Source organism: Nonomuraea sp. C10, assembly GCF_008017515.1.
Lineage (GTDB): Bacteria > Actinomycetota > Actinomycetes > Streptosporangiales > Streptosporangiaceae > Nonomuraea > Nonomuraea ferruginea.
Genome location: NZ_VPFF01000001.1, coordinates 2,380,992 through 2,400,039 on the forward strand (window position 1 = coordinate 2,380,992; position 19,048 = coordinate 2,400,039).

The following is a 19,048-nucleotide window of genomic DNA, read 5'->3' on the forward strand; positions in this document are numbered from 1 at the left end:
CGACGCGACGAACGACACGATCGAAAGGTCATAGATGATGAAGCACCACGATGCCGCCCGGCCCGCAGAAGAAGACCTGCGAGAGGAGCGGCCGGCGGGGGACGCCGACGTGATCGTCGTGGGGGCCGGTCCGACGGGTTTCATGCTGGCCGCCGAGCTGTGCCTGGCCGGAGTGCGGCCGCTGGTGCTGGAACGACAGCCGCGTCCCCGCGACACCCCCAAGGCCGGGGGCCTGGGCGGGCAGATCCTGGAGCTGCTGCGCTACCGGGGGTTGCTGGAACGCTTCGAAGCGGCCTGCACCGGCCCTGCGCCGGCTCCCCGGTTCCCGTTCGGCGGCGTGCACCTGGATTTCACCCAGCTGCCGGATCCCCCGATGCACGCCCTGCCGCTGCCGCAGCAACTGCTCGAGCGGCTGCTCGGCGAACGAGCAGGCGAACTCGGCGTCGACCTCCGCCGAGGACACGAGGTGACCGGGGTAACCCAGGACGACGACGCGGTCACCGTGGACGTGCGCGGCCCGGACGGCCCCTACCGGACGAGCACGCGGTACCTCGTGGGGTGCGACGGCGCGCGCAGCCGCATCCGTGGCTGGGCCGGCATTCCGTTCCCCGGCACCACCTATCCCGAGGTCAACCGCCTGGCCCAGGTCACCCTGCCCCACACGGTCACCGTTCTGGGCAACGGCGATCTCGACATCCCCGGCTTCGGCACGATCCGCGCCGGTTTCACCCGCACGAACCATGGCCTGCTCGGCGTCGGCTCCTCACCCGGCACCCAGTCCGTCTCCCTCTACACCGTCGAGGACGAGACCACCGAATACGACGACGACGTCCCCATGACCCTGGCCGAATTGCAGGACAGCGTCCACCGCGTGCTCGGCGCACACCTGCCCCTGGCCGGATCGACCCGGCTGTCCCGGTTCACCTTCAAAGCCCACCAGGCCGAGCGATACCGTGCCGGTCGCATCCTGCTCGCCGGCGACGCGGCACACCTGTTCCCCGCCACCGGAGTGGCGCTCAACGCCGGCATGCTGGACGCGGTCAACCTGGCCTGGAAGCTGGCCGCCGACCTCCACGGCACGGCCCCGGCCGGCCTGCTGGACACCTACCACACCGAACGTCACCTGGCCGGCGCCCGCACCCTGCTGCATACCCGAGCGCAGGTAGCGCTGCGGCGCGGGCACGACGCGGCCGCCGAAGCACTCCGCGACGTCTTCACCGAACTGCTCACCGACGAGCAGCCGCTACGCCGGATGGGAGCCCTCGTCGCCGGAACCGACATCCGCTACCCGATGCCCGGCTCCCACCACCACCCGCTGGCCGGCACCTTCGCCCCCGACCTCACCCTGCACACCGACCAGGGCGTCACCAGCGTCGCCGACCTCCTGCACACCGCCCGGCCCGTCCTCCTCGACCTGGCCGACCGCCCAGAGCTCCGCCAGATCGCCCGGGACTGGCGGCATCTCCTCGACGTCCACACCGCCAAGACCGACGATCGGCCGGCTGACGCGCTGCTGATCCGCCCGGACGGCCACGTCGCCTGGGCCGCCGGCCTCGACGAATCCACGGACAGCGCCATGCCCCCGCTGCGCGAGGCACTCTCCGCATGGTTCGGAACGCCGTGAAACAGAGGGAATGGAGACATGACCAGTAGATTCACCGAGTTGGCCGTCGACTGCCACGATCCGGAGAGACTCGCGGCCTTCTGGTGCGCGGTCCTGGACTTCAAGGTGATCGACCGGAACGAGGGCAAGGTCGAGATAGGCTCCTGGGAGCCGACCATCGAGGAAGTCCGGGCCCGTCAGATGCCGCCCACCCTGGTGTTCATTCAGGTGCCCGAGGGCAAGACCGTGAAGAACCGGCTCCACCTCGACATCAGCCCCATTGACGGCAGCACCGACGACGAGGTGACCAGACTGCTGGGCCTCGGCGCCACCAAGAGAGACGTGGGCCAAGGCCCAGACCGAAGCTGGGTGGTCATGGCCGACCCCGAGGGCAACGAGTTCTGCGTCCTGCGCACCCTGGCGGTGACGCGCCACGGTTAGCGTCGCTGCTCCTGCCAGATGCCCGGGCCTCGTGATCACGGCTCTTCGACACAGCCGGCGGCGATGTCGTCGGGTGGAGTGGTGTACAGGCTCCGGGGCCTGGCGTGCGCTCGGCAGGGTCCCAGGTGGTGTCGTGGCCCAGGCTGATCAACGGCACCAGCAGGTCCAGGCAGTACATGAAGGGATCCAGGCCGCTACTCGTCGGCCTGCACCGGGCACACGCCCGCACGTCGCGCAGGAGAAGAGGCTGTGCCAGCCAGTAGCAGGCTAGTGATCCAGGTGCCGGGCGATCTTGGCGGTGACCTCCGCCGAACGGACCCCACGCACGGCCAGCTCGAGGTAGCGCTCGATCCACTCACCGAGGCTGTCGTCGGCCCCGGCGAGGGCGTCGGGCAGGCCGACGACCTTTCGTGAAGTGATTTTGCGGCGATCCTGCCCTTGGGCCGGAACGGCCGAGCTGGGCTTCTGTGAAGGCACCAGACCGGGTTACTTCACGGAAGAGGGGGCTCCCGAAGAGAAACGGCATGTGCACCCGTGACTGTTGTCCGGTGGGCCAAGACGCGGCCGGGTCCTTCATGCTATTAATAAACCGGCAGCCGGTTTGTTAATGGAGTGGGAGGACCGAGTGGCGCGAACAGTTGATCAGGCCGCGCATGCCGGACGGCGGACGCAGTTCTTGGACGCGGCAGAGATCCTGCTGCGCACCAAGGGCTACGAACGGATGAGCGTGCAGGACGTGTGGTCCCAGGTGGGCGCCTCCAAGGGCGCCTTCTACCACTACTTCGACTCCAAGCAGGCGCTCGTCGAAGCGGTGATGGAACGCATGGCCGACCAGATTGCCGCCGCCTTGGCGCCACTGGCCACCGACCCGGACGCACCGGCGCTGCAGAAGCTGCAGAGCTTCCTCACCGGGCTGGGCCGCTGGAAGGACCAGCGGCGCGACCTGCTCGTCGCGCTGCTACGCGTCTGGCAGTCCGACGACAACGCTGTCGTCCGGCAAAAGCTGCGCCCGACCATCGCCGACCGCATCGCGCCGCTGCTGGCCGGCATCCTTGAGCAAGGCGCGCGAGAGAACACGCTCGCCGTCACGCATCCGGAGGCCACCGGCCGCGTCCTCGTCGCGCTGATCCAGGACCTCAACGACCGGCTGGCCGAGTTGGTCCTTTCCTTCGACGCCACCGGCCGGCCGGACCTGTCCGGCGCCCAGGATACGGTCGCTGCCCACACCCAGGCCTTGGAGCGGATCCTCGGCCTGGCCGAGGACTCCGTCGTGCTGGTCGAGCCCGCCGTGCTGAGCCCGTGGTTCACCGCCGCCCCCACCGGCGGCGACGACATCCCGACCTTATGAAAGGACGTCGACATGACCATCGCGCTGGGTATCGTGATCGCGCTGTTCTATCTGCAGGCATTGGCCAAGTTCGGCCTGTGGCTGTTGGTCCCCTATGACGTCCGGATCAAGCGGATCGCCGCCTACTACGCGCGCTCGCAGCGCCTCATCGGCATCTACGACACCCTCACGCTGCTGTGCGTCGTGGCCATCATCGCCCTGCAGTTCGCCGCCGGGTTGAGCGCGCTGAGCTTCGCGGCGGGGCTGGTCGCCGGCATGAACCTCATCCAGATCTTCATCCACCGCTTCAACGAGCCCCTGGCCGAGAACCGGCGCCCGCCCGCGCCGGCGGCGCCCAACATCACCATGTCGTACGCCATCCAGGCCAGGCCCGCCCTCGGCTGGCGCGAGATCGTCATCATGGCCGGGTTGTCGCTGTGGGCGCTGTATGTCGTCGTCACCGAGATCCTGGCCGGTTGAAGGTCGAGCATCGACACCCAGATAGTGATCTTGGAACGGGCACCTTCGGGAAGCTGATCATCTGGAAGTGGCGTCAGGGATGGGCATGCGCAGCAGGTGGGTGGCGACGGCGATGATCCAGCAGAAGCCGGTCAGCAGGGACAGGTGTTCGAGCAGGCCGGCGGGGGCGGGCTGCCATCGGCCGAGGGTGTCGAGCCGGTAGGCGATGCCGGCGGCGAACGCGAAGGCGATGATCAGGAGACCGGACAGGCGCGAGTAGCGCGCCCAGCCGCGGCTGTGCTCGCGCAGCCGTCGGGCCAGGACAACGGCGGCCGCGCTGAGCCCGGCGAACAGCGCGAAGCCGGCCGCCTGGTGGATGAGGCCGCTCGTGGTGACGCCGGTGGGCTGCCCGGGCGGATAACCGAGCGCGGGGTCGGTCGGCACCAGCCCGGCCACCACCAGACCGACCGCGGCGGTGGCGAGCAGGGTCGGCCCCCAGGTGGCGCCGCGACCGGCGCGCAGCACCTGGCGCAGCCCGAGTGCGAAGGCCGCCAGAAGCAGCCCGCCGAGGGTGAAGTTGATCGTCTGCAGCCAGGCGCGCTCGCCGGTGCCGAGCTGGCTGGCGCCGTGGTGCCACAGGCTGTAGCCCGGGCGGGTGGCGCCGTCGGCCCATAGCAGCGCCGGCATCAGCACACCGGCGACGACCCCGCTGCCGAGCAGCGCGTTGAGGGTGCGGGTGGTCATGCGGGAAGTCCTCCTGCTTCTCCGCGACGGCGTCGCGGGCCGACCAGACTTCCCGGCTCACCACAGCACCCCCAGCCGGGCGCATCCTTGATCAATGCAGGTATTTTAGCTCATACTGAAATAGCTGCAAGAGGGGAGGATGCATGACCAGCCGACGGGATCAGCAGGTGGAGTGGGCGGAACGGATCGCCATGTATCTCGCGCGTGACGGCGTGCCGCCGATCGCCGGCCGAGTGCTGGGCTGGCTGATGATCTGCGATCCGGCCGAGCAGTCAGCGGGGCAGATCAGCGAGGCCATCGGCGCCAGCCGCGCCTCCCTGACCTCCAACCTGCGGCTGCTGACCAGCATGGGATTCCTCGCCTGGCGAACCCGGCCGGGTGAGCGGACCGTCTACTACCGGATGGCCGAGGACGCCTGGTCGATCGTGGTGCAACGGCAGATCGCCTCGATCGCCGCGTTCTTGGACATCACCCGGGACGGACTGGCGCTGGCCGGCCAGGACGAGGGCCCGGAGGAGGAGCGGTCCGCCCGGGTGCGGCAGGCGCACGCCATGTTCGAGTGGATGGCCAAGGTGTTCGACGACGCCCCGCCGCCACCCTCGCAACCGGACCGTTCAGAGGGATTTCGGAGGGATGACGCATGACACGACGGCCCGCAGCGGCGCAGACGGCGCTCGGCCCCATGGTGATCGCCGCCGTCGAGCAGTACGAGCCGCCCGGCCGGCGGCTGATCGAGGACGGGCTGGCGGCCGGGCTCCTGCCGGTGGCCGCGCGCGCTGCCGTGCGGGCGTGCCGGTGGAAGGCCGTGCGCGCGTGGATGGCCGGCGCGTCCGACCGGCGCGCGCCGGGGGTGTGGGGCGGCGTGCTGTGCCGCAAGCGGTACGCCGATGACAAGGTCGCCGAAGCCTTCGGCGCCGGGATCGAGCAGTTGGTGGTGCTCGGGGCCGGGTTGGACACCCGGGCCTGCCGGCTGACGCCGCCGGGCGGGCGGGCCTATGAGCTGGACCTGCCGGTGAACGTGGCCGGCAAGCGGCAGGGGCTGCGGGCGCTGCCCGGCGGCGTGCCGGAACGGGTGCGGCTCATCGAGGTCGACTTCGAGACCGCCGAACTGGCCGACGTACTGGCCACGGCGCTGGCCGTGCACGGCTTTGAGGCCGACCGGCCGGCGGTGTTCGTGTGGGAGGCGGTCACGCAGTACCTGAGCGAGGAGGCCGTGCACGCCGCCTTGGCGTTTCTGTCCCGGGCGGCCCCGGGAAGCCGTCTGCTGTTCACCTACGTGCTGGCCGACTTCCTGCACAGCGGCGGCCACGGGGCGGCGGCGCTGCATGAGGAGTTCGTGACGAAGCGGCGGGTGTGGCGGTTCGGCCTGGCTCCGGACGAGGTGGGCGCTCTGCTGGGACGCTATGGCTGGATCGAGCGGGAGCAGGTCGGCAGCGCCGAATACCGGCACCGCTACCTGGCGCCGGCCGGGGAGCTGGCCGGGCGGGAGCTGACGGTGTCGGATATCGAGCGCTTCGTCGAGGCCGTGAAGCCGTAGCCGCCGCCCAGGTCACGCAGCAGCAGGCGCAACCCCAGGGACGGCGCGAGCTGGATCAGCGTTCGTAAGACCGCCCCCGGACCGGTTCAGTCTCGGCCGGCCGCCCTTCGATGAGCGTCGCCGATGCGGGCCTGGCTCTCTCTCGTGCGCTGGGCCGCCTTCTCCGCGCGCAGCAGGCTGGCGGTCACCTCGGGCACCCCGTCGTCGGCTGGGCGCGGGGCCGCGCGGCCGGACGGGTCATGAGAGGGATGCGAACCATCGCCCCGCCGCGTTCCAGCGTTCGACGGTGGGGAACCCGGATCGCCCGGCAAGGGCGGCGATATCGTCGATCGAGACGGTCGCCCAGGTGAACCAGTCGCCCGTACGCCCGGCCTGGCGCAGCCGTACGGTCTGGACCTTGCTCTGTGACCTCGGTGGTGAGAGCTCGGCGATCACTGTGCCTCCTGGCCTGACCAGCTCGCGCATGCGCCGGAGGAGGGCTGCCGGGTCGCCGCCGATGCCGATGTTGCCGTCGGCCAGGAGCGCCTCGGCCCACCGCCCGGTTCCTGGAAGGGGCTCGAAGACGCACGTGCGCAGCGCCAGACCGCCGGCGCGGCGGGTCAGCTCCACGGCCAACGGCGCGATGTCGATGCCCATGGCGGGAATCCCCATCCGGGTGAGCGCAACGGTCAGTCTTCCGGGTCCCGAACCGACATCGAGCGTAGGGCCGCCGCATCGGGCCAGAATGTGCTCGTCGCCCTCGTTGTACCGGAGCCAGCGCTCGGCGGAGAGCGGTCGTATCAGGCCGTCGGAATATTCGATTTCTACGTCTCTGCCTTTGAGACTTTCTTCATAGAAAGCGCCGATCACGCGGCTTTTCCCCAGTGGAGGACGACGTTCGCACGGCTACCGATGATCACGCTGCAGACACTACCCCGACGGGTCGGAGCCGATCCTTACGAGGCTGTTACGGGCACGAGGCCACGACCGTCGGGCAAAAGTGCGTCCAACATGCCCTCAGTGGAAAGCCAAAATATGACCGATTACGACACGTCGCATGTCCTGCCAGGGCACGGGGCCCAGCGGCCCAAACCGCGAGGCCGACCATGAAACTGTGTTTCCGCGGACCCGAGCCGGTCATTTCTCGGAACGACGTCATCCTTTCGTAAGAAGAACGGCGCTGTCGCCGCGTTAGCGTCGGCCCATGGAGATCGACGTGGTTCTGCCCTGTCTGAATGAGGAGGCGGCCCTGCCCTGGGTGCTCGGGCGGATGCCGCCCGGCTTCCGCCCGATCGTGGTCGACAACGGTTCGACCGACGGATCCGCGAGAGTCGCGACGGAGTTCGGCGCGATGGTGGTGGCCGAGCCCCGGCCCGGATTCGGCGCCGCGTGCCACGCGGGGCTGACGGCCGCGACGGCGGACGTGGTGTGCTTCATGGACGCCGATGCGTCCCTCGATCCTGGACAGTTGCCGCGCGTCGCCGGCCCGGTCCGGGCGGGTGAGGCCGATCTTGTCCTCGGTCGCCGCGTCCTTGGACCGGGCGCCTCCTGGCCGGTGCACGCCCGGCTCGGCAACGCCGTGCTGGCTCGCGAGCTGCGCCGCCGTACCGGCGCGGACCTGCACGACCTGGGGCCGATGCGGGCGTGCGGACGCGCCGCCCTGTCGGCCCTGGAACTGGTGGACCGGCGGTTCGGCTACCCCCTGGAGATGGTGCTGCGCGCCGGTGCGGCCGGCTGGCGGATCGCCGAGGTCGAGGTGGACTATCTGGCCCGTACGGGGAGGTCGAAGGTGACCGGTACGGTGCGCGGCACGCTACGGACGATCGGTGACATGCGCCGGGTCATGGCAGACAGGGCGGTATGACGTGAGTTCGCACCATGCCGACGGCGCGCAACTCCTGGTGATCGCCAAGGAGCCCGTACCAGGGAGAGTGAAGACCCGCCTGACCCCGCCCTGCACGCCGCGCGAGGCTGCGGCACTGGCCGGCGCCGCCCTGGAGGATACGCTGCGGACGGTCGCCCGGGTTCCGGTGGCCCGCCGCGTGATCGCTCTCGACGGGTCTCCCGGGGCGTGGCTGCCCACTGGGTTCACGGTCGTCCCGCAGCGCGGCGACGGCCTGGACGAACGGCTCGCCGCCGCGTTCGACGACGCCCACCGGCTCTCGCCCACCCCGATCGTGCTCATCGGCATGGATACCCCGCAGGTGACCGCCGGCCTGCTGGCCGACGCCGTGTCGTTGCTCGGCGCCCACGACGCGGTTTTCGGCCCCGCGACGGACGGCGGGTTCTGGCTGCTCGGGCTGCGCGCCCCCGACCCCGATCTGCTGCTCGGTGTGCCGATGTCCGAGCCGATCACGGGAGAGATCCAGTTGAACAGACTGACCGAGGCAGGGATGAGCGTCGCCTGCCTGCCCTGCCTGACCGACGTGGACACCATGGCGGACGCGATCGAGGTGGCGGCGCTGGCTCCCCACTCCCGCTTCGCCGCCGCGCTCGCCGGGACGGCGGTGTCGTGATGACCCCTTCTCGCGAGGCGAAGGTGCTGGTCACCGGCGCGGCCGGGTTCATCGGAAGCCATGTGGCGGAGGCGCTGGAAGCGGCCGGGCACGAGGTGATCCGTCTCGACCTCAGGACCGGCGACGACGTGCGCGACGGCGCCGCGCTCGACCGGTCGATGACAGGGGCCGACGTCGTCGTGCACCAGGCGGCCAAGGTCGGGCTCGGCGTGAACGTGGCCGACCTGCCGGACTACGCCTCGGTCAACGTGTACGGCACGGCCGTGCTGCTCGCCGCGATGGCCCGGCACGAGATCGGGCGGCTGGTACTGGCCTCCTCGATGGTGGTCTACGGCGAGGGCGCCTACGACTGCCCGGGTCATGGCAGGGTACGGCCCGCGCCGCGTTCCGCCGCCGCTCTGGCACGCGGGCACTTCGAACCTCGTTGCCCCCGGTGCGACTCGGAGGTGGTCCACGCCACCATCGATGAGAACGCGCCGACGGATCCCCGCAACGCGTACGCCACCAGCAAACTGGCGCAGGAGCATCTGGCCGCCAACTGGGCGCGCGAGACCGGCGGCACGGCCGTCGCGTTGCGCTACCACAACGTGTACGGGCCGCGGATGCCACGGGACACGCCGTACTCCGGGGTGGCGGCGATCTTCAGATCCGCGTTGGAGGCCGGTCGAGCACCCAGGGTGTTCGAGGACGGCGGGCAACTGCGGGATTTCGTCCACGTCCGCGATGTCGCCCGCGCGAACGTCGCCGCGCTCTCCGGCGGCCGGCCCGGCCTGCTGGACGCGTTCAACATCGCCAGCGGGGAGCCGCGCAGTATCGGCGACCTGGCGGCGGCACTGGCCGGTCAGCGTGGCGGGCCGGAGCCGGTGACGACGGGGGAGTACCGGTTGGGTGACGTCCGGCACATCGTGGCAGCTCCGCACAAGGCGGGCGCGGAGCTCGGCTTCCACGCCCGGATCGGGTTCGACGAGGGAATGAAGGAGTTCGCCACCGCACCCCTGGCCTGCCCGGCGTGATCCGCCGCACGGCGGGAACGGCCGTCCTGCTGGTCGCCCTGGCCGGGACGCTCGCGTGGGCGATCGGCCAGGACGCCGTTCCGGCGGACCGCCGCGGCCTGTTCTGGCCGTACGCGCTGGCGTGGGCGTTCTTCTACGCGGCCATATGGGCTGTGCGCGGGCTGCCGACACGCCAGGCGACGTGCCTGCTGATCGCCGGTGGGATCGCCGTGACCGCCACCGGCCTCCTCTCGCCGCCCGCCACCAGCACCGACTCCTACCGCTACGCCTGGGACGGACGGGTGCAGGCCGCGGGCGTCTCGCCCTACGATCACACACCGGCCGAGGCGGCGCTGGCGCGGCTGCGCGACCGCTGGCTCTTCCCCAGCGGCGATGGCTGCGAGGGGCCCGATCGTTACCCGATCCCCTCCGGAGACACGGTCGCGTCGTGCACGCGGATCAACCGTCCCGGCGTGCACACGATCTATCCGCCGCTGGCGGAGGCGTACTTCCTGCTGGTGCACGGGCTCTCTCCCGAAGGGGCACGGCACAAGCCGTTGCAGGTCGGCGGCGCGCTCCTGGCGCTCGCGACCTCAGCCGTGTTGCTGATCGCGCTCGGCCGGCGGGCCGGCACCCGGGGTAACGCTCCGGCGTACACCGCCTGCTACGCGTGGTGTCCCGCCGTCCCGCTCGAACTGGTGAACAACGCCCACGTCGACGGGCTCGGCGTCCTGCTCACCGTCATCGTGCTGACCACGGTGAACAGGCACAGGGTCCTCGGCGGCACGCTGCTCGGCGCGGCGGCCGCGGCCAAGCTGCTGCCCGCCGTCACCGCCCCCGGAGCGCTCTCCGGGGTCCTCGCGGCAGACGGAAGGACGCCGGCGCGCCGGATGCTCGACACTCTGGCCGTCCTCGGCCCCGCCGCCCTCGTCGTGGCGCTCGCCTATCTGCCGTACGCACTCGCCTCGCGCGGCTCGGTACTCGGATACCTCTTCGGGTACCTGACCGAGGAGGGTTACGACGATGCCGGCAGCAGGGACCGGTATGCGTTGCTGCGACTGGTCCTTCCCGACTCGTGGGCGTTGCCCGCGGCCCTGGTCATCGTCGGGATCGCGATCTTCCACGTCCTCCGCCACGGTGACGCGGACCGGCCGTGGCAGGGCGCGCTGGTGGTGACCGGGGTGGGGTTCCTCGTGTTCACACCCGGCTATTCCTGGTACGCGGTGCTGGTCGTCGCGCTGGTCGCCCTCGACGGCCGGTGGGAGTGGCTCGGCGTCCCGCTGGCGAGCGGCGCGGCGTACCTGGGCACCGGCTCGGGGACCGTCGCCTACGCCCTTGCCGCGCTGGCGGTGGCCGCAGGGGTGGTCGTACGCGTGGTCCGTCCCTCACCGGCAGCACGGCGGACGGCCTGATATTGCCGAATGGGTGCGAGGGCGTGGCATTGGAAAGACCGCTTCCGGTAAGGAGACCGGACAGTCGACGTGGGATTTCGGGGGGATCGGTGCCGGATGTGTGGCGCGGCGCGAAAGCCGGCAAGAAGGGCCGCCTGGCCGCGCGCCTCAAGGGGTGGAGCGGGCCGCCCGGGCCGTTCCGGCCGGAGTTCTGGCGCAGTCCGCTCCGCGGCCCCTGGCTGACCTCGGTGCTCGGACTGGTCCTGCTGGCCGGGATCACCCTCGTCGCGATCACCGGGCTGGTGTCGTACGCCGCGTACGAGCCCCGGCTGCCGGGCAACGACACGACCCCCGGCAGGGGACTGCTGGGCTTCTATCTGTTCGACTGGCCCACGGACCCCGTCTGGTTGTACCGGGTCACCCAGGGCGTGCACGTCGTCGGCGGGTTGACCCTGGTGCCGATCCTGCTGGCCAAGCTGTGGTCGGTGATCCCCAAGCTGTTCTCCTGGCCGCCCGCCCGCTCCGTCGCGGAGGCCGTCGAACGGGCCAGCCTGCTGCTGCTGGTCGGCGGCGCGGTCTTCCAGTTCGTGACCGGAATCCTCAACATCCAGCTCTTCTACGTCTTCCCGTTCTCCTTCTACCCGGCCCACTTCTACGGCGCATGGATCTTCCTGGCCGCCTTCGTCGTCCACGTCGTCATCAAGCTGCCCCGAGTCATCCACACCCTGCGGACGTACGGCCTGCGCGACCACCTGCGCAGCTCCGTGGCGGACACCCGCCCGGAGCCGCCGGACCCCGATGGCCTGGTCGCCGTCGACCCGGCGCCCCCCACGATGTCCAGACGCGGCCTGCTGGCCTTCGCCGGCGGCGGTTCGCTGATCATGTTCGGCCTGTCCGTCGGCCAGTGCATCGACGGGCCGCTGCGCCGTACCGCGCTGCTCGCTCCTCATGGGCGCCTCTACGGTCCTGGCCCCAACGATTTCCAGGTCAACAAGACGGCGGCGAGCCTCGGCGTGACAGCAGCTCAGACCGGCGCGTCCTGGCGGCTGGCACTCGTCGGACCACAGCGGGTGCACCTCTTCCGTGAAGACCTGCTGGCGATGCCGCTGTACACCTACGCCTTGCCGATCGCCTGTGTGGAAGGCTGGTCGACCGTCCAGACCTGGACCGGTGTACGGCTGGCCGACCTCGCCCGCCTCGCCGGGATCCGGGCCGGCTCGACAGGTGTCACCACCAGTTCTCTGCAACGCGGGGGCTATTTCGGTCGGGCCTCGCTCAGCGGCGCGCAGGTCGCCGACCCGCGCTCGCTGCTGGCGCTGCGGGTCAACGGCGCCGACCTGTCTCTCGACCACGGCTATCCGGCGCGGGTCATCGTCCCCAACGCCCCCGGCGTGCACAACACGAAGTGGGTGCGCGAGCTCGACTTCATCCAGGAGCGATCGTGAACGGCCACAGCCGGTGGGCCAGGACCTACGGCGCTCCGCCGTGGCACCTGCTCGTCCTCGCCCTCTGTTTCCTGGTCGCCGGCTACGCCGCCACCCGGGTGGTCGAGGTGGGGATCTGGCGGGGCTTTCTGGTGTGGCTCGTGGGGGCCGTCATCCTCCACGATCTGGTGCTGTTCCCTCTCTACTCCGCCGCTGACCTCGCCGCACGGTCTGCCGCTGCCCGTACCCGCCGCCGTCGTACGACTGCTCGGCGCAGGCCCCGGCCGGCGGGGCGGCGGCCGGCTCCGGTCAACTACCTGCGCGTGCCGGCCGCGTTCTCCCTCCTGCTGCTGGTGGTGTGGTCCCCACTCATCCTGCGCGGCGCCGAGCCCAACTACAGGGCGGCGGTCGGTTTGAGTACCCTCCCTTACCTCCACCGATGGATCCTGGTCACCCTGGTGCTCTTCGCCGTCTCGGCACTGCTCCACGTGCTGCGACGCCTGGACGTGGGGCGGGCCGGACATTGAGTGCCCGGCCGATCGGCGACTACGCGATGCTGTCGGACTGCCGGTCCGCCGCGCTGGTCACGTCCGACGGTTCTGTCGACTGGCTGTGCCTGCCGCGTTTCGACAGTCCGGCGCTCTTCGCCCGGCTGCTGGACGAAGAGGCCGGATTCTGGACGATCCGGCCGACATGTCCGGCCGAGGTGACCCGTCGGTACGTCGAGGACACCCTTGTGCTGGAGACCACGTTCAGGACGCGCGACGGCACCTTGGTGCTCTTGGACGCGCTCGCGCTGGGTCGTGGCGAACGCGCCCACGCGCTGGGCACGTCTTCCCCTGGCCTGCTCCTCCGTCGGCTCGCCTGCACCGAAGGGCGAGTGCCGGTGGAGATCGTGTACGCGCCCCGGCCCGAGTTCGGGCTCGTCCGCCCGCTGATGCAACCGGTCCGCGGCGGCCTGATCGCCCGTGGGGGCTCCGACGTGCTTACCCTGTCCAGTCCGGTGGAGTTCCGTACCAGCGGCTCGGTCGCGGACGCCGCTCTCACCCTGCGCGCGGGACAGAACGTGGGCCTGGCCCTGCAGACCGACCGGGCCTGGGCGCCCGACCCGCCGCGCCGTACCTCCCGGGCCGTCGCGCGCCGGATCCGCGACACCGTCGCGGGATGGCGCTCCTGGTCACGCGGGCACGGCGACTACGAGGGCCCCTGGCGCCGGCAGGTCAACCACAGCGGCCGGGTTCTGCGCGCGATGACCTACGCCCCGACGGGGGCCATCGTGGCCGCGGCCACGACCTCCCTGCCGGAGAGCATCGGCGGGGAGCGCAACTGGGACTACCGCTACACCTGGGTCCGCGATGCCAGCTTCACCCTGCACGCCCTGAACACGGCCACCTGCGAGGAGGAAGAAACCGCCTTCTTCACCTTCCTGTCCCGCGCCTGCGCGACCCAGGTCGACGCGGACCCGGACCTGCAGATCATGTACGGCATCGGCGGCGAGCGCGACCTGAGCGAACGGCAGCTGTCGCATCTGCGGGGATGGCGGGACAGCGCCCCCGTACGGGTCGGCAACGACGCCTGGCGCCAGCGCCAACTCGATGTGTACGGCGAACTGCTCGATGCCGCCCACCAGACCTACCGGGACATCGGCCCGTTCGACCCCCTCACGCGCTCGCTGCTGATCGGAGTGGCCGAGACCGCCGCGCGCCGCTGGCAGGAGCCGGATCAGAGTCTGTGGGAGGTCCGTGGCCCCAGCCGGCACTTCACGCACTCCAAGCTGATGTGCTGGGTGGGACTCAACAGAGCGATCACCTTGGCCCCCGTGCTGGGGGCCGCCTCCCGGGTCGCCGACTGGACGCGCGTCCGGGACGAGATCCACACCGCGATCCTGACCCACGGATGGAACGAGCAGGCGGGTGCCTTCACCCAGACGTTCGGTGGCACCCATGTCGACGCCGCCACCCTGATGATGCCTCTGGTCGGATTCCTGCCGCCGGACGACCCGAGAATCCGCTCCACCGTGCAGGCTGTCGCCACCCGGCTGACCGACGCGAGAGGGCTGGTGTACCGCTACCGTTCCGCCGACGGGCTGGCGGGCCAGGAGGGCCCGTTCCTGCTGTGCACCTTCTGGCTCGCCCACGCGCTGGCCCTCATCGGTCAGGACGCCGCGGCCAGGCGGGCGTTCGAGACCGCCGCCTCCTGCGCCAATGATGTCGGCCTGCTCAGCGAAGAGGCGGACCCCACCACAGGAGAGGCGATCGGCAACTACCCTCAGGCCCTCAGCCACATCGGCCTGATCAACGCAGCCCGCGCCATCGGGGACGCCCGGCGCTCCTCGGACCGAGCGCCTTGCGGGGGCTCTTGAAGCAATACCCGGCGGCCTGCTTGTCCCAGGGCGGCCATCGCTTGCCTTGGGCGGACCGCCGGGGCCGCTTGTCGGAGGAGCGGGGTGTCTGGCAGGAGGCGTGCTGTAAGTGGGTGTTTGATCCTGGGTTCTGCCGGCAGGGTCTCGCAGTCGCGCGCCAGGCGGCGGACGTGACCACCGAACTGCGGCCTGAGCTGCCGGGATGGGCATCGGCGCCGATGCCTTGGCCTGCATGCTCGTGGTGTCGAGGGCTGCGGCAGGAGGAGTGCTGCGGCATCGCCGCAGTGTTCCTGGCCGGCGCCGCCATGCCGTCCCGGCCGCAGCGCCGTCTGACCTCGGACGCGCTCGCCGACGCCATACGCCTGGCCGCCACCCACACCAGGATGGCGGCCGCCGCCGACGGCCCGCGCGCCGGATCCGCCGCACGAGGCCTCCCGGAGGACATCCTCAGCCTGGCCGGAGAGTCACGGAGCCGGTAGGCGAGATCGATCGATCGCCGCCCCGCCACCGTCGCGGCGCTTCAGGGAGGAGCATGTTCACGACGGAATCCACGCGGGTGCCCAGCGGCCGGCCAGTGCCTGTTCGACCTGAGTGGACAGCATGTCGAAACGCGCCATCTCCCTCGATCCGAATCGTTGCCCGGCGGCTTGGGCGCGCAGGACCTCCAGCTGATGGGTGATTGCCGGGCGCTGGTCGGCGGAAACGTGCCAGGCGAGGTCACGCAGCAGGAAGAACATCTGGGCCAGGACGGTGGAGTCGTGCGCGCCGTAGTGGAGGGGTTGCACCAGCGTCATCGTGAGCAAGTCGGCGATGTTCGGCTGATACAGCATGACCCGTACGTCGCCCCGCTCGTCACGCAGCGGCCGTGGCCCGAGCTGACGGCCTGCCAGCTCGCACAGGACGATCGACACATGGCCCAGGGCGTGGACGGCCGTGGTGGGATCGTTGATCCCCGGCGACAGCGCCTTGACGGCCACGTCGATGAGCTGCCGCAGCCCGTACGTCACGTCTTGAGCCGCAGTGCGTTCGGGCCCCGTGCTTATCGCCCCGGCGACCTGCCGGGTGAGCCGGAGTTCGACATCGGTGTCGAACGATCCCGCGGCACGCGGCCAGCCGGCTCCCAGCGGGGTCCCTGCGACCAGCAGGCTGCCTGGACAGCAGTCGATGAGCAGGACGGCGTCGGCCTCCACCGCCGCGGACAGCAGTGAGCTCTCATCCATCCTCAGCACGAAACCGGAGGCCCCAGCGCGCAGGGGCAACGTGTCAGGAGGCGGCGACACGGGTTTCACATCCAGCGACGTGGAACTCCGCGGCGGAAGGACCCGGTGGATGGTCTCGTTCGCCTCGGCGTGCACCCTGAGCAACGTCGTTTCCGCCCGCAACTCCCGGGCCAGGTGCGCGAGAAACAGCACGAGGGCGAGAACGCTGACCAGAGCCAGGACGAATCCCGTGGTCACCGCTATCTGGGGCACGAAGATGTCTCTTGACTCGCCGGGGGATCGGATCGTGCGCAACACGGTGAGGGTATAGGTGAAGGTGGCCAGGAACAGCGCCAGGGTGGACTGGACGACCCGGTCCCGGGTGAACGTGCGTAGGAGGCGCGGCGAAAACTGACTGCTCGCGAGTTGCAGGGCCACCACCGTCATGGAGAAGGTCAGCGACGTCACCGTGATGAGAGAGCCGGCGATGGCGCCCAGCACTGCCCGGGCCGCGCTGGCACCCCCGCCGAACAGGTAGGGCGCCGCCCACGAGGGGACGTCGGGTCCCAGCCTCGCATCCAGTCGGGGTAGTCCCACTCCAAGACCCAGAGCAAGACCCACGCCGAGGGAGGGCAGCAGCCAGAGCTGGGTGCGCAGCATGTCTCCCAGGACAGCCAGCCTGCCCCGAAGATCGGATGGCCCCATCGTCTATCCCGTTCCTTGGACGATCGTCCGCAGACTCCGCTTTGATCACCTGGCCGGTGTTCGCCACGCCACACATGACCGTTTTGGCGGTTGAACGGTAGCGATGTCGCGGCCGGCGAGATGGAGGAGTTCACTCCCTGACTCGAGAAGCACCCCGATCCCCGTTTCCTGTCTGACGCCGCGGCATGCCTTGAATACCCTGCGTGCGCCGTTCCTACCGTTCGCTTCCAGTGGGGCTGACTGCGTCGGGCGGGTGCCGGAACACGACGACCGGACACGGTGCGTGGTGCACGCAGTGCAGGGCCACCGATCCCAGCAGCGTGCCGATGACCGGCCCGTGCCCCCGGTTGCCCACGACGAGCAGAGAGGCGTCACGCGCGGCGTCGATCAGCACCGTGGCGGGATGGCCTTCGAACACCTGGAGGGTGACCGGTACGGACATGGAATCGCCCAGGACCTCGTCCGCCACCTGCTCCAGGAGTTTGCGCGCCGCACCGGCGAAGTCCGCATCGGAGAAGTCCATGGAGTAGCCATAGCTGGTCGGAAGGCGCCAGGCGTGGATGACGTGGAGTTCGGCTCTGGTCAGTTCGGCCTGGCGTGCCGCCCAGCGCAGAGCATCCTTGCTGGTGTCCGAGCCGTTCACTCCCACCAGGACGAAGGGTGCAGGAAGGTTCGCCATGGAGAGACCTCCTCACTGCTCTCACTCCATCATCGCTCGCTCTGTCCTGGGGACGCTGACCGGGAGGTCGGGGCGCTGATGGAGGTCGGACGCCTGTCCACCAAAGGGGGACGGGGGGTGAATGGCCGAGAGGTGAGTGGTATCTTGGCCACATGGCCAAGTTGGTCGAACGACCAAGTTCCGCCCGCGGGAACCGCCGCCGGGAGCAGCTTGTCGACGCTGGTGTCGCGCTCCTGTGCAAAGGAGGCTGGCCGGCCGTCACCACGCGCGCCGTGGCCGAGCGGGCCATGACCAAACCGGGCCTGATTCATTACCACTTCGGGGGTCTGCCGGGATTGCGGACGGCGATCGCCCGCAGGGCCGGTGAACTGATCATCGGCCCGCTCCTGGACGAGTTGCTCGCCGCCGAGGACGACCGGCAGGCGCTCACGGTCGTCCAACGGCTCACCTCCGAGACCGCCGGTGACGAACGGATGATCCGGATGGGCGTCGAGCTCATCGCGGGGGCGATGCGCGACCCCGCGCTCGGCGAGGTGCTGCGGGACGAGCTGCGGCGGGCGCGTGAGCGGCTCGGGCGGCGGCTCGGTGAGCTGCATCCGGACTGGTCGACGGGGCGTCGCTCCGGCGCGGCCACCCTGGTCGCCGCGTTGATCGACGGACTGATGCTCCACCGCATGCTCGACCCCGGCCTGGACACCGGCGAGGCGATGGCGGCCGTCGAGGACCTGCTGAGCCCTCAATCGGAAACAGTCAGGAAGGAACAGCATGGACATCGTGAAGAGGCCTGATCCGCCGTCGGGGCTGCGGCGCACGTTGTGGCGGCTGCCCATTCACCTGTACCGGCTGGGGCTGGGCCGGCTGCTGGGGAGCAGGGTGATGCTGCTCATCCATGTCGGCCGCGTCTCGGGAAAGCCCCGCCAGGCCGTCATCGAGGTCGTGGAGCGCGACGGGCGCGGCTACGTGGCGGCCTCAGGCTTCGGCCCGCGCGCCGACTGGTACAGGAACATCACGAAGACACCGGAGGTCGTCCTCCAGGTGGGCGGCAGAACCTTCCCCGCCGTCGCCCGGCTGCTGCCTGCTGAGGAGGGTGGTGAGATCATGGCTCGGTACGCGCCACGCCATCAGGCCGCCGCCCGCCGGCTCTGCGCCATCATGGGCTTCGCAGTGGACGGCAGCGTGGAGGATTACCTCGAGGTCGGGCGGCAGATTCCCTTCGTACGCTTCGTGCCGCAGGCCATGCCCGCTGCGGCTGCGGCGGGAGCGCGAGCCGGCCAACGTCAGGCTGGTCACTGAGGCCGCCCAGCGCGTGCTGCTGCGGCCGGTGCCCCGCAGGGCGGCCGACCTCCGCAGCGGCCGAAGCCTGGATCGGGGGAGACCTGTACGAGGTCGTCACCGCCCCGCACGGGGTGCGTCTGCTCGTCAGAGACGTCCAGGGCAAGGCCTGGAGGCGGTGGCCTGGGTTCTGGGCGCCTTCCGCTGAGCCGCTCACGACGAGCCCGACCTGGCCGAGGTGGGAGACCGGCTGGAGGCGAGCCTGGCCAGGCATCTCGGCGGCCCAAGCTGTACCGCGTTCCCTTCGGGGACGGGGAGCGCATCCTGTCTTCACCGACGGCGTCGTCGAGGCATGGGACCGCGTCGGAGCCTTCCACCCTCTCCTCGAACATGCTCCGCTGCTCCTGGCCGAGGATCC

General features: G+C 70.4%; 21 protein-coding genes. 16 read left to right on the top strand and 5 right to left on the bottom strand.

From position 1 onward, the window contains the following. Nucleotides 1-37: 37 nt before the first annotated feature. Together FR742_RS10745 and FR742_RS10750 are read left to right on the top strand one after the other, a co-directional pair. Complete coding sequence (locus tag FR742_RS10745; RefSeq protein WP_261808470.1) at nt 38-1,624, top strand: FAD-dependent monooxygenase; 1,587 nt, start codon at nt 38-40, stop codon at nt 1,622-1,624. Nucleotides 1,625-1,642: 18 nt separating this feature from the next. Beyond that, nucleotides 1,643-2,044 carry a VOC family protein gene (locus FR742_RS10750; protein WP_148030814.1) on the top strand — a complete coding sequence of 134 codons (402 nt, stop codon included), beginning with the start codon at nt 1,643-1,645 and terminating at the stop codon, nt 2,042-2,044. Nucleotides 2,045-2,311: 267 nt separating this feature from the next. On the opposite strand, the gene FR742_RS10755 is transcribed toward FR742_RS10750, so the two are convergent. Next, nucleotides 2,312-2,521 (bottom strand): hypothetical protein, encoded by a 210-nt coding sequence (locus tag FR742_RS10755; RefSeq protein ID WP_148030815.1) that lies wholly within the window; start codon nt 2,519-2,521, stop codon nt 2,312-2,314. Between the two features lie 199 nt (nt 2,522-2,720). Here FR742_RS10755 and FR742_RS10760 point away from each other — a divergent pair, with 199 nt between their 5' ends. Both FR742_RS10760 and FR742_RS10765 read left to right on the top strand, forming a co-directional pair. Further along, entirely contained in the window at nt 2,721-3,392 is a 672-nt protein-coding gene (locus FR742_RS10760; RefSeq protein WP_187281084.1) for a TetR/AcrR family transcriptional regulator, read from the top strand. Nucleotides 3,393-3,404: 12 nt separating this feature from the next. Then, entirely contained in the window at nt 3,405-3,851 is a 447-nt protein-coding gene (locus tag FR742_RS10765) for a hypothetical protein (protein ID WP_148030817.1), read from the top strand. 57 nt (nt 3,852-3,908) lie between these two features. Here FR742_RS10765 and FR742_RS10770 read toward each other — a convergent pair whose 3' ends face one another. Then, nucleotides 3,909-4,574 (bottom strand): DUF998 domain-containing protein, encoded by a 666-nt coding sequence (locus tag FR742_RS10770; RefSeq protein ID WP_148030818.1) that lies wholly within the window; start codon nt 4,572-4,574, stop codon nt 3,909-3,911. A gap of 143 nt (nt 4,575-4,717) precedes the next feature. On the opposite strand from FR742_RS10770, the gene FR742_RS10775 reads away from it, so the two are divergent. Next, complete coding sequence (locus FR742_RS10775) at nt 4,718-5,218, top strand: GbsR/MarR family transcriptional regulator (protein ID WP_148030819.1); 501 nt, start codon at nt 4,718-4,720, stop codon at nt 5,216-5,218. Then, complete coding sequence (locus FR742_RS10780) at nt 5,215-6,111, top strand: SAM-dependent methyltransferase (RefSeq protein ID WP_148030820.1); 897 nt, start codon at nt 5,215-5,217, stop codon at nt 6,109-6,111. Before FR742_RS10775 ends, FR742_RS10780 begins: the two co-directional genes overlap by 4 nt. 237 nt (nt 6,112-6,348) lie before the next feature. Here FR742_RS10780 and FR742_RS10785 read toward each other — a convergent pair whose 3' ends face one another. Next, a complete protein-coding gene (locus tag FR742_RS10785; protein ID WP_148030821.1) occupies nt 6,349-6,960 on the bottom strand; it encodes a methyltransferase domain-containing protein in 612 nt (203 codons plus the stop codon). Between the two features lie 334 nt (nt 6,961-7,294). Between FR742_RS10785 and FR742_RS10790 the strand changes: the two genes are divergently transcribed. From FR742_RS10790 to FR742_RS10825, 8 genes are all read left to right on the top strand, one after another. Next, nucleotides 7,295-7,954 carry a glycosyltransferase family 2 protein gene (locus FR742_RS10790; RefSeq protein ID WP_148030822.1) on the top strand — a complete coding sequence of 220 codons (660 nt, stop codon included), beginning with the start codon at nt 7,295-7,297 and terminating at the stop codon, nt 7,952-7,954. A gap of 1 nt (nt 7,955) precedes the next feature. Then, nucleotides 7,956-8,606, top strand: a complete 651-nt coding sequence (locus FR742_RS10795) for a TIGR04282 family arsenosugar biosynthesis glycosyltransferase (RefSeq protein ID WP_148030823.1) — start codon at nt 7,956-7,958, stop codon at nt 8,604-8,606. After that, nucleotides 8,606-9,619 carry an NAD-dependent epimerase/dehydratase family protein gene (locus tag FR742_RS10800; protein ID WP_148030824.1) on the top strand — a complete coding sequence of 338 codons (1,014 nt, stop codon included), beginning with the start codon at nt 8,606-8,608 and terminating at the stop codon, nt 9,617-9,619. Before FR742_RS10795 ends, FR742_RS10800 begins: the two co-directional genes overlap by 1 nt. After that, a complete protein-coding gene (locus tag FR742_RS10805) occupies nt 9,616-11,010 on the top strand; it encodes a glycosyltransferase 87 family protein (RefSeq protein ID WP_148030825.1) in 1,395 nt (464 codons plus the stop codon). Before FR742_RS10800 ends, FR742_RS10805 begins: the two co-directional genes overlap by 4 nt. Before the next feature lie 89 nt (nt 11,011-11,099). After that, nucleotides 11,100-12,434, top strand: a complete 1,335-nt coding sequence (locus FR742_RS10810) for a molybdopterin-dependent oxidoreductase (RefSeq protein WP_261808471.1) — start codon at nt 11,100-11,102, stop codon at nt 12,432-12,434. Then, entirely contained in the window at nt 12,431-12,940 is a 510-nt protein-coding gene (locus FR742_RS10815; RefSeq protein WP_148030826.1) for a hypothetical protein, read from the top strand. The genes FR742_RS10810 and FR742_RS10815 overlap by 4 nt, the downstream gene beginning before the upstream one ends. Continuing rightward, the gene (locus FR742_RS10820; protein ID WP_148030827.1) at nt 12,937-14,775 is read left to right on the top strand and encodes a glycoside hydrolase family 15 protein; all 1,839 of its coding nucleotides are present in this window, start codon (nt 12,937-12,939) and stop codon (nt 14,773-14,775) included. The genes FR742_RS10815 and FR742_RS10820 overlap by 4 nt, the downstream gene beginning before the upstream one ends. 218 nt (nt 14,776-14,993) lie before the next feature. Further along, complete coding sequence (locus FR742_RS10825; RefSeq protein ID WP_222708888.1) at nt 14,994-15,254, top strand: hypothetical protein; 261 nt, start codon at nt 14,994-14,996, stop codon at nt 15,252-15,254. 57 nt (nt 15,255-15,311) lie between these two features. On the opposite strand, the gene FR742_RS10830 is transcribed toward FR742_RS10825, so the two are convergent. Beyond that, nucleotides 15,312-16,634, bottom strand: a complete 1,323-nt coding sequence (locus FR742_RS10830; RefSeq protein WP_222708889.1) for a DUF2254 domain-containing protein — start codon at nt 16,632-16,634, stop codon at nt 15,312-15,314. A 259-nt stretch (nt 16,635-16,893) separates the two neighbouring features. Further along, a complete protein-coding gene (locus tag FR742_RS10835; protein WP_148030829.1) occupies nt 16,894-17,358 on the bottom strand; it encodes a universal stress protein in 465 nt (154 codons plus the stop codon). 152 nt (nt 17,359-17,510) lie between these two features. On the opposite strand from FR742_RS10835, the gene FR742_RS10840 reads away from it, so the two are divergent. Both FR742_RS10840 and FR742_RS10845 read left to right on the top strand, forming a co-directional pair. Further along, nucleotides 17,511-18,146 carry a TetR/AcrR family transcriptional regulator gene (locus tag FR742_RS10840; RefSeq protein ID WP_148030830.1) on the top strand — a complete coding sequence of 212 codons (636 nt, stop codon included), beginning with the start codon at nt 17,511-17,513 and terminating at the stop codon, nt 18,144-18,146. Then, nucleotides 18,124-18,651: a nitroreductase family deazaflavin-dependent oxidoreductase gene (locus FR742_RS10845; RefSeq protein ID WP_148030831.1), complete on the top strand. Its 528-nt coding sequence runs from the start codon at nt 18,124-18,126 to the stop codon at nt 18,649-18,651. The genes FR742_RS10840 and FR742_RS10845 overlap by 23 nt, the downstream gene beginning before the upstream one ends. The last annotated feature ends 397 nt before the right edge of the window (nt 18,652-19,048 follow it).

What these genes read in the sequence shown, in the direction of transcription:
- FR742_RS10745 (WP_261808470.1), top strand. Translation starts at nt 38, where the DNA reads ATGAAGCACCACGATGCCGCCCGGCCCGCAGAAGAAGACCTGCGAGAG.
- FR742_RS10750 (WP_148030814.1), top strand. Translation starts at nt 1,643, where the DNA reads ATGACCAGTAGATTCACCGAGTTGGCCGTCGACTGCCACGATCCGGAG.
- FR742_RS10765 (WP_148030817.1), top strand. Translation starts at nt 3,405, where the DNA reads ATGACCATCGCGCTGGGTATCGTGATCGCGCTGTTCTATCTGCAGGCA.
- FR742_RS10770 (WP_148030818.1), bottom strand. Translation starts at nt 4,574, where the DNA reads ATGACCACCCGCACCCTCAACGCGCTGCTCGGCAGCGGGGTCGTCGCC.
- FR742_RS10775 (WP_148030819.1), top strand. Translation starts at nt 4,718, where the DNA reads ATGACCAGCCGACGGGATCAGCAGGTGGAGTGGGCGGAACGGATCGCC.
- FR742_RS10780 (WP_148030820.1), top strand. Translation starts at nt 5,215, where the DNA reads ATGACACGACGGCCCGCAGCGGCGCAGACGGCGCTCGGCCCCATGGTG.
- FR742_RS10790 (WP_148030822.1), top strand. Translation starts at nt 7,295, where the DNA reads ATGGAGATCGACGTGGTTCTGCCCTGTCTGAATGAGGAGGCGGCCCTG.
- FR742_RS10800 (WP_148030824.1), top strand. Translation starts at nt 8,606, where the DNA reads ATGACCCCTTCTCGCGAGGCGAAGGTGCTGGTCACCGGCGCGGCCGGG.
- FR742_RS10825 (WP_222708888.1), top strand. Translation starts at nt 14,994, where the DNA reads ATGCCTTGGCCTGCATGCTCGTGGTGTCGAGGGCTGCGGCAGGAGGAG.
- FR742_RS10830 (WP_222708889.1), bottom strand. Translation starts at nt 16,634, where the DNA reads ATGCTGCGCACCCAGCTCTGGCTGCTGCCCTCCCTCGGCGTGGGTCTT.
- FR742_RS10835 (WP_148030829.1), bottom strand. Translation starts at nt 17,358, where the DNA reads ATGGCGAACCTTCCTGCACCCTTCGTCCTGGTGGGAGTGAACGGCTCG.
- FR742_RS10840 (WP_148030830.1), top strand. Translation starts at nt 17,511, where the DNA reads ATGGCCAAGTTGGTCGAACGACCAAGTTCCGCCCGCGGGAACCGCCGC.
- FR742_RS10845 (WP_148030831.1), top strand. Translation starts at nt 18,124, where the DNA reads ATGGACATCGTGAAGAGGCCTGATCCGCCGTCGGGGCTGCGGCGCACG.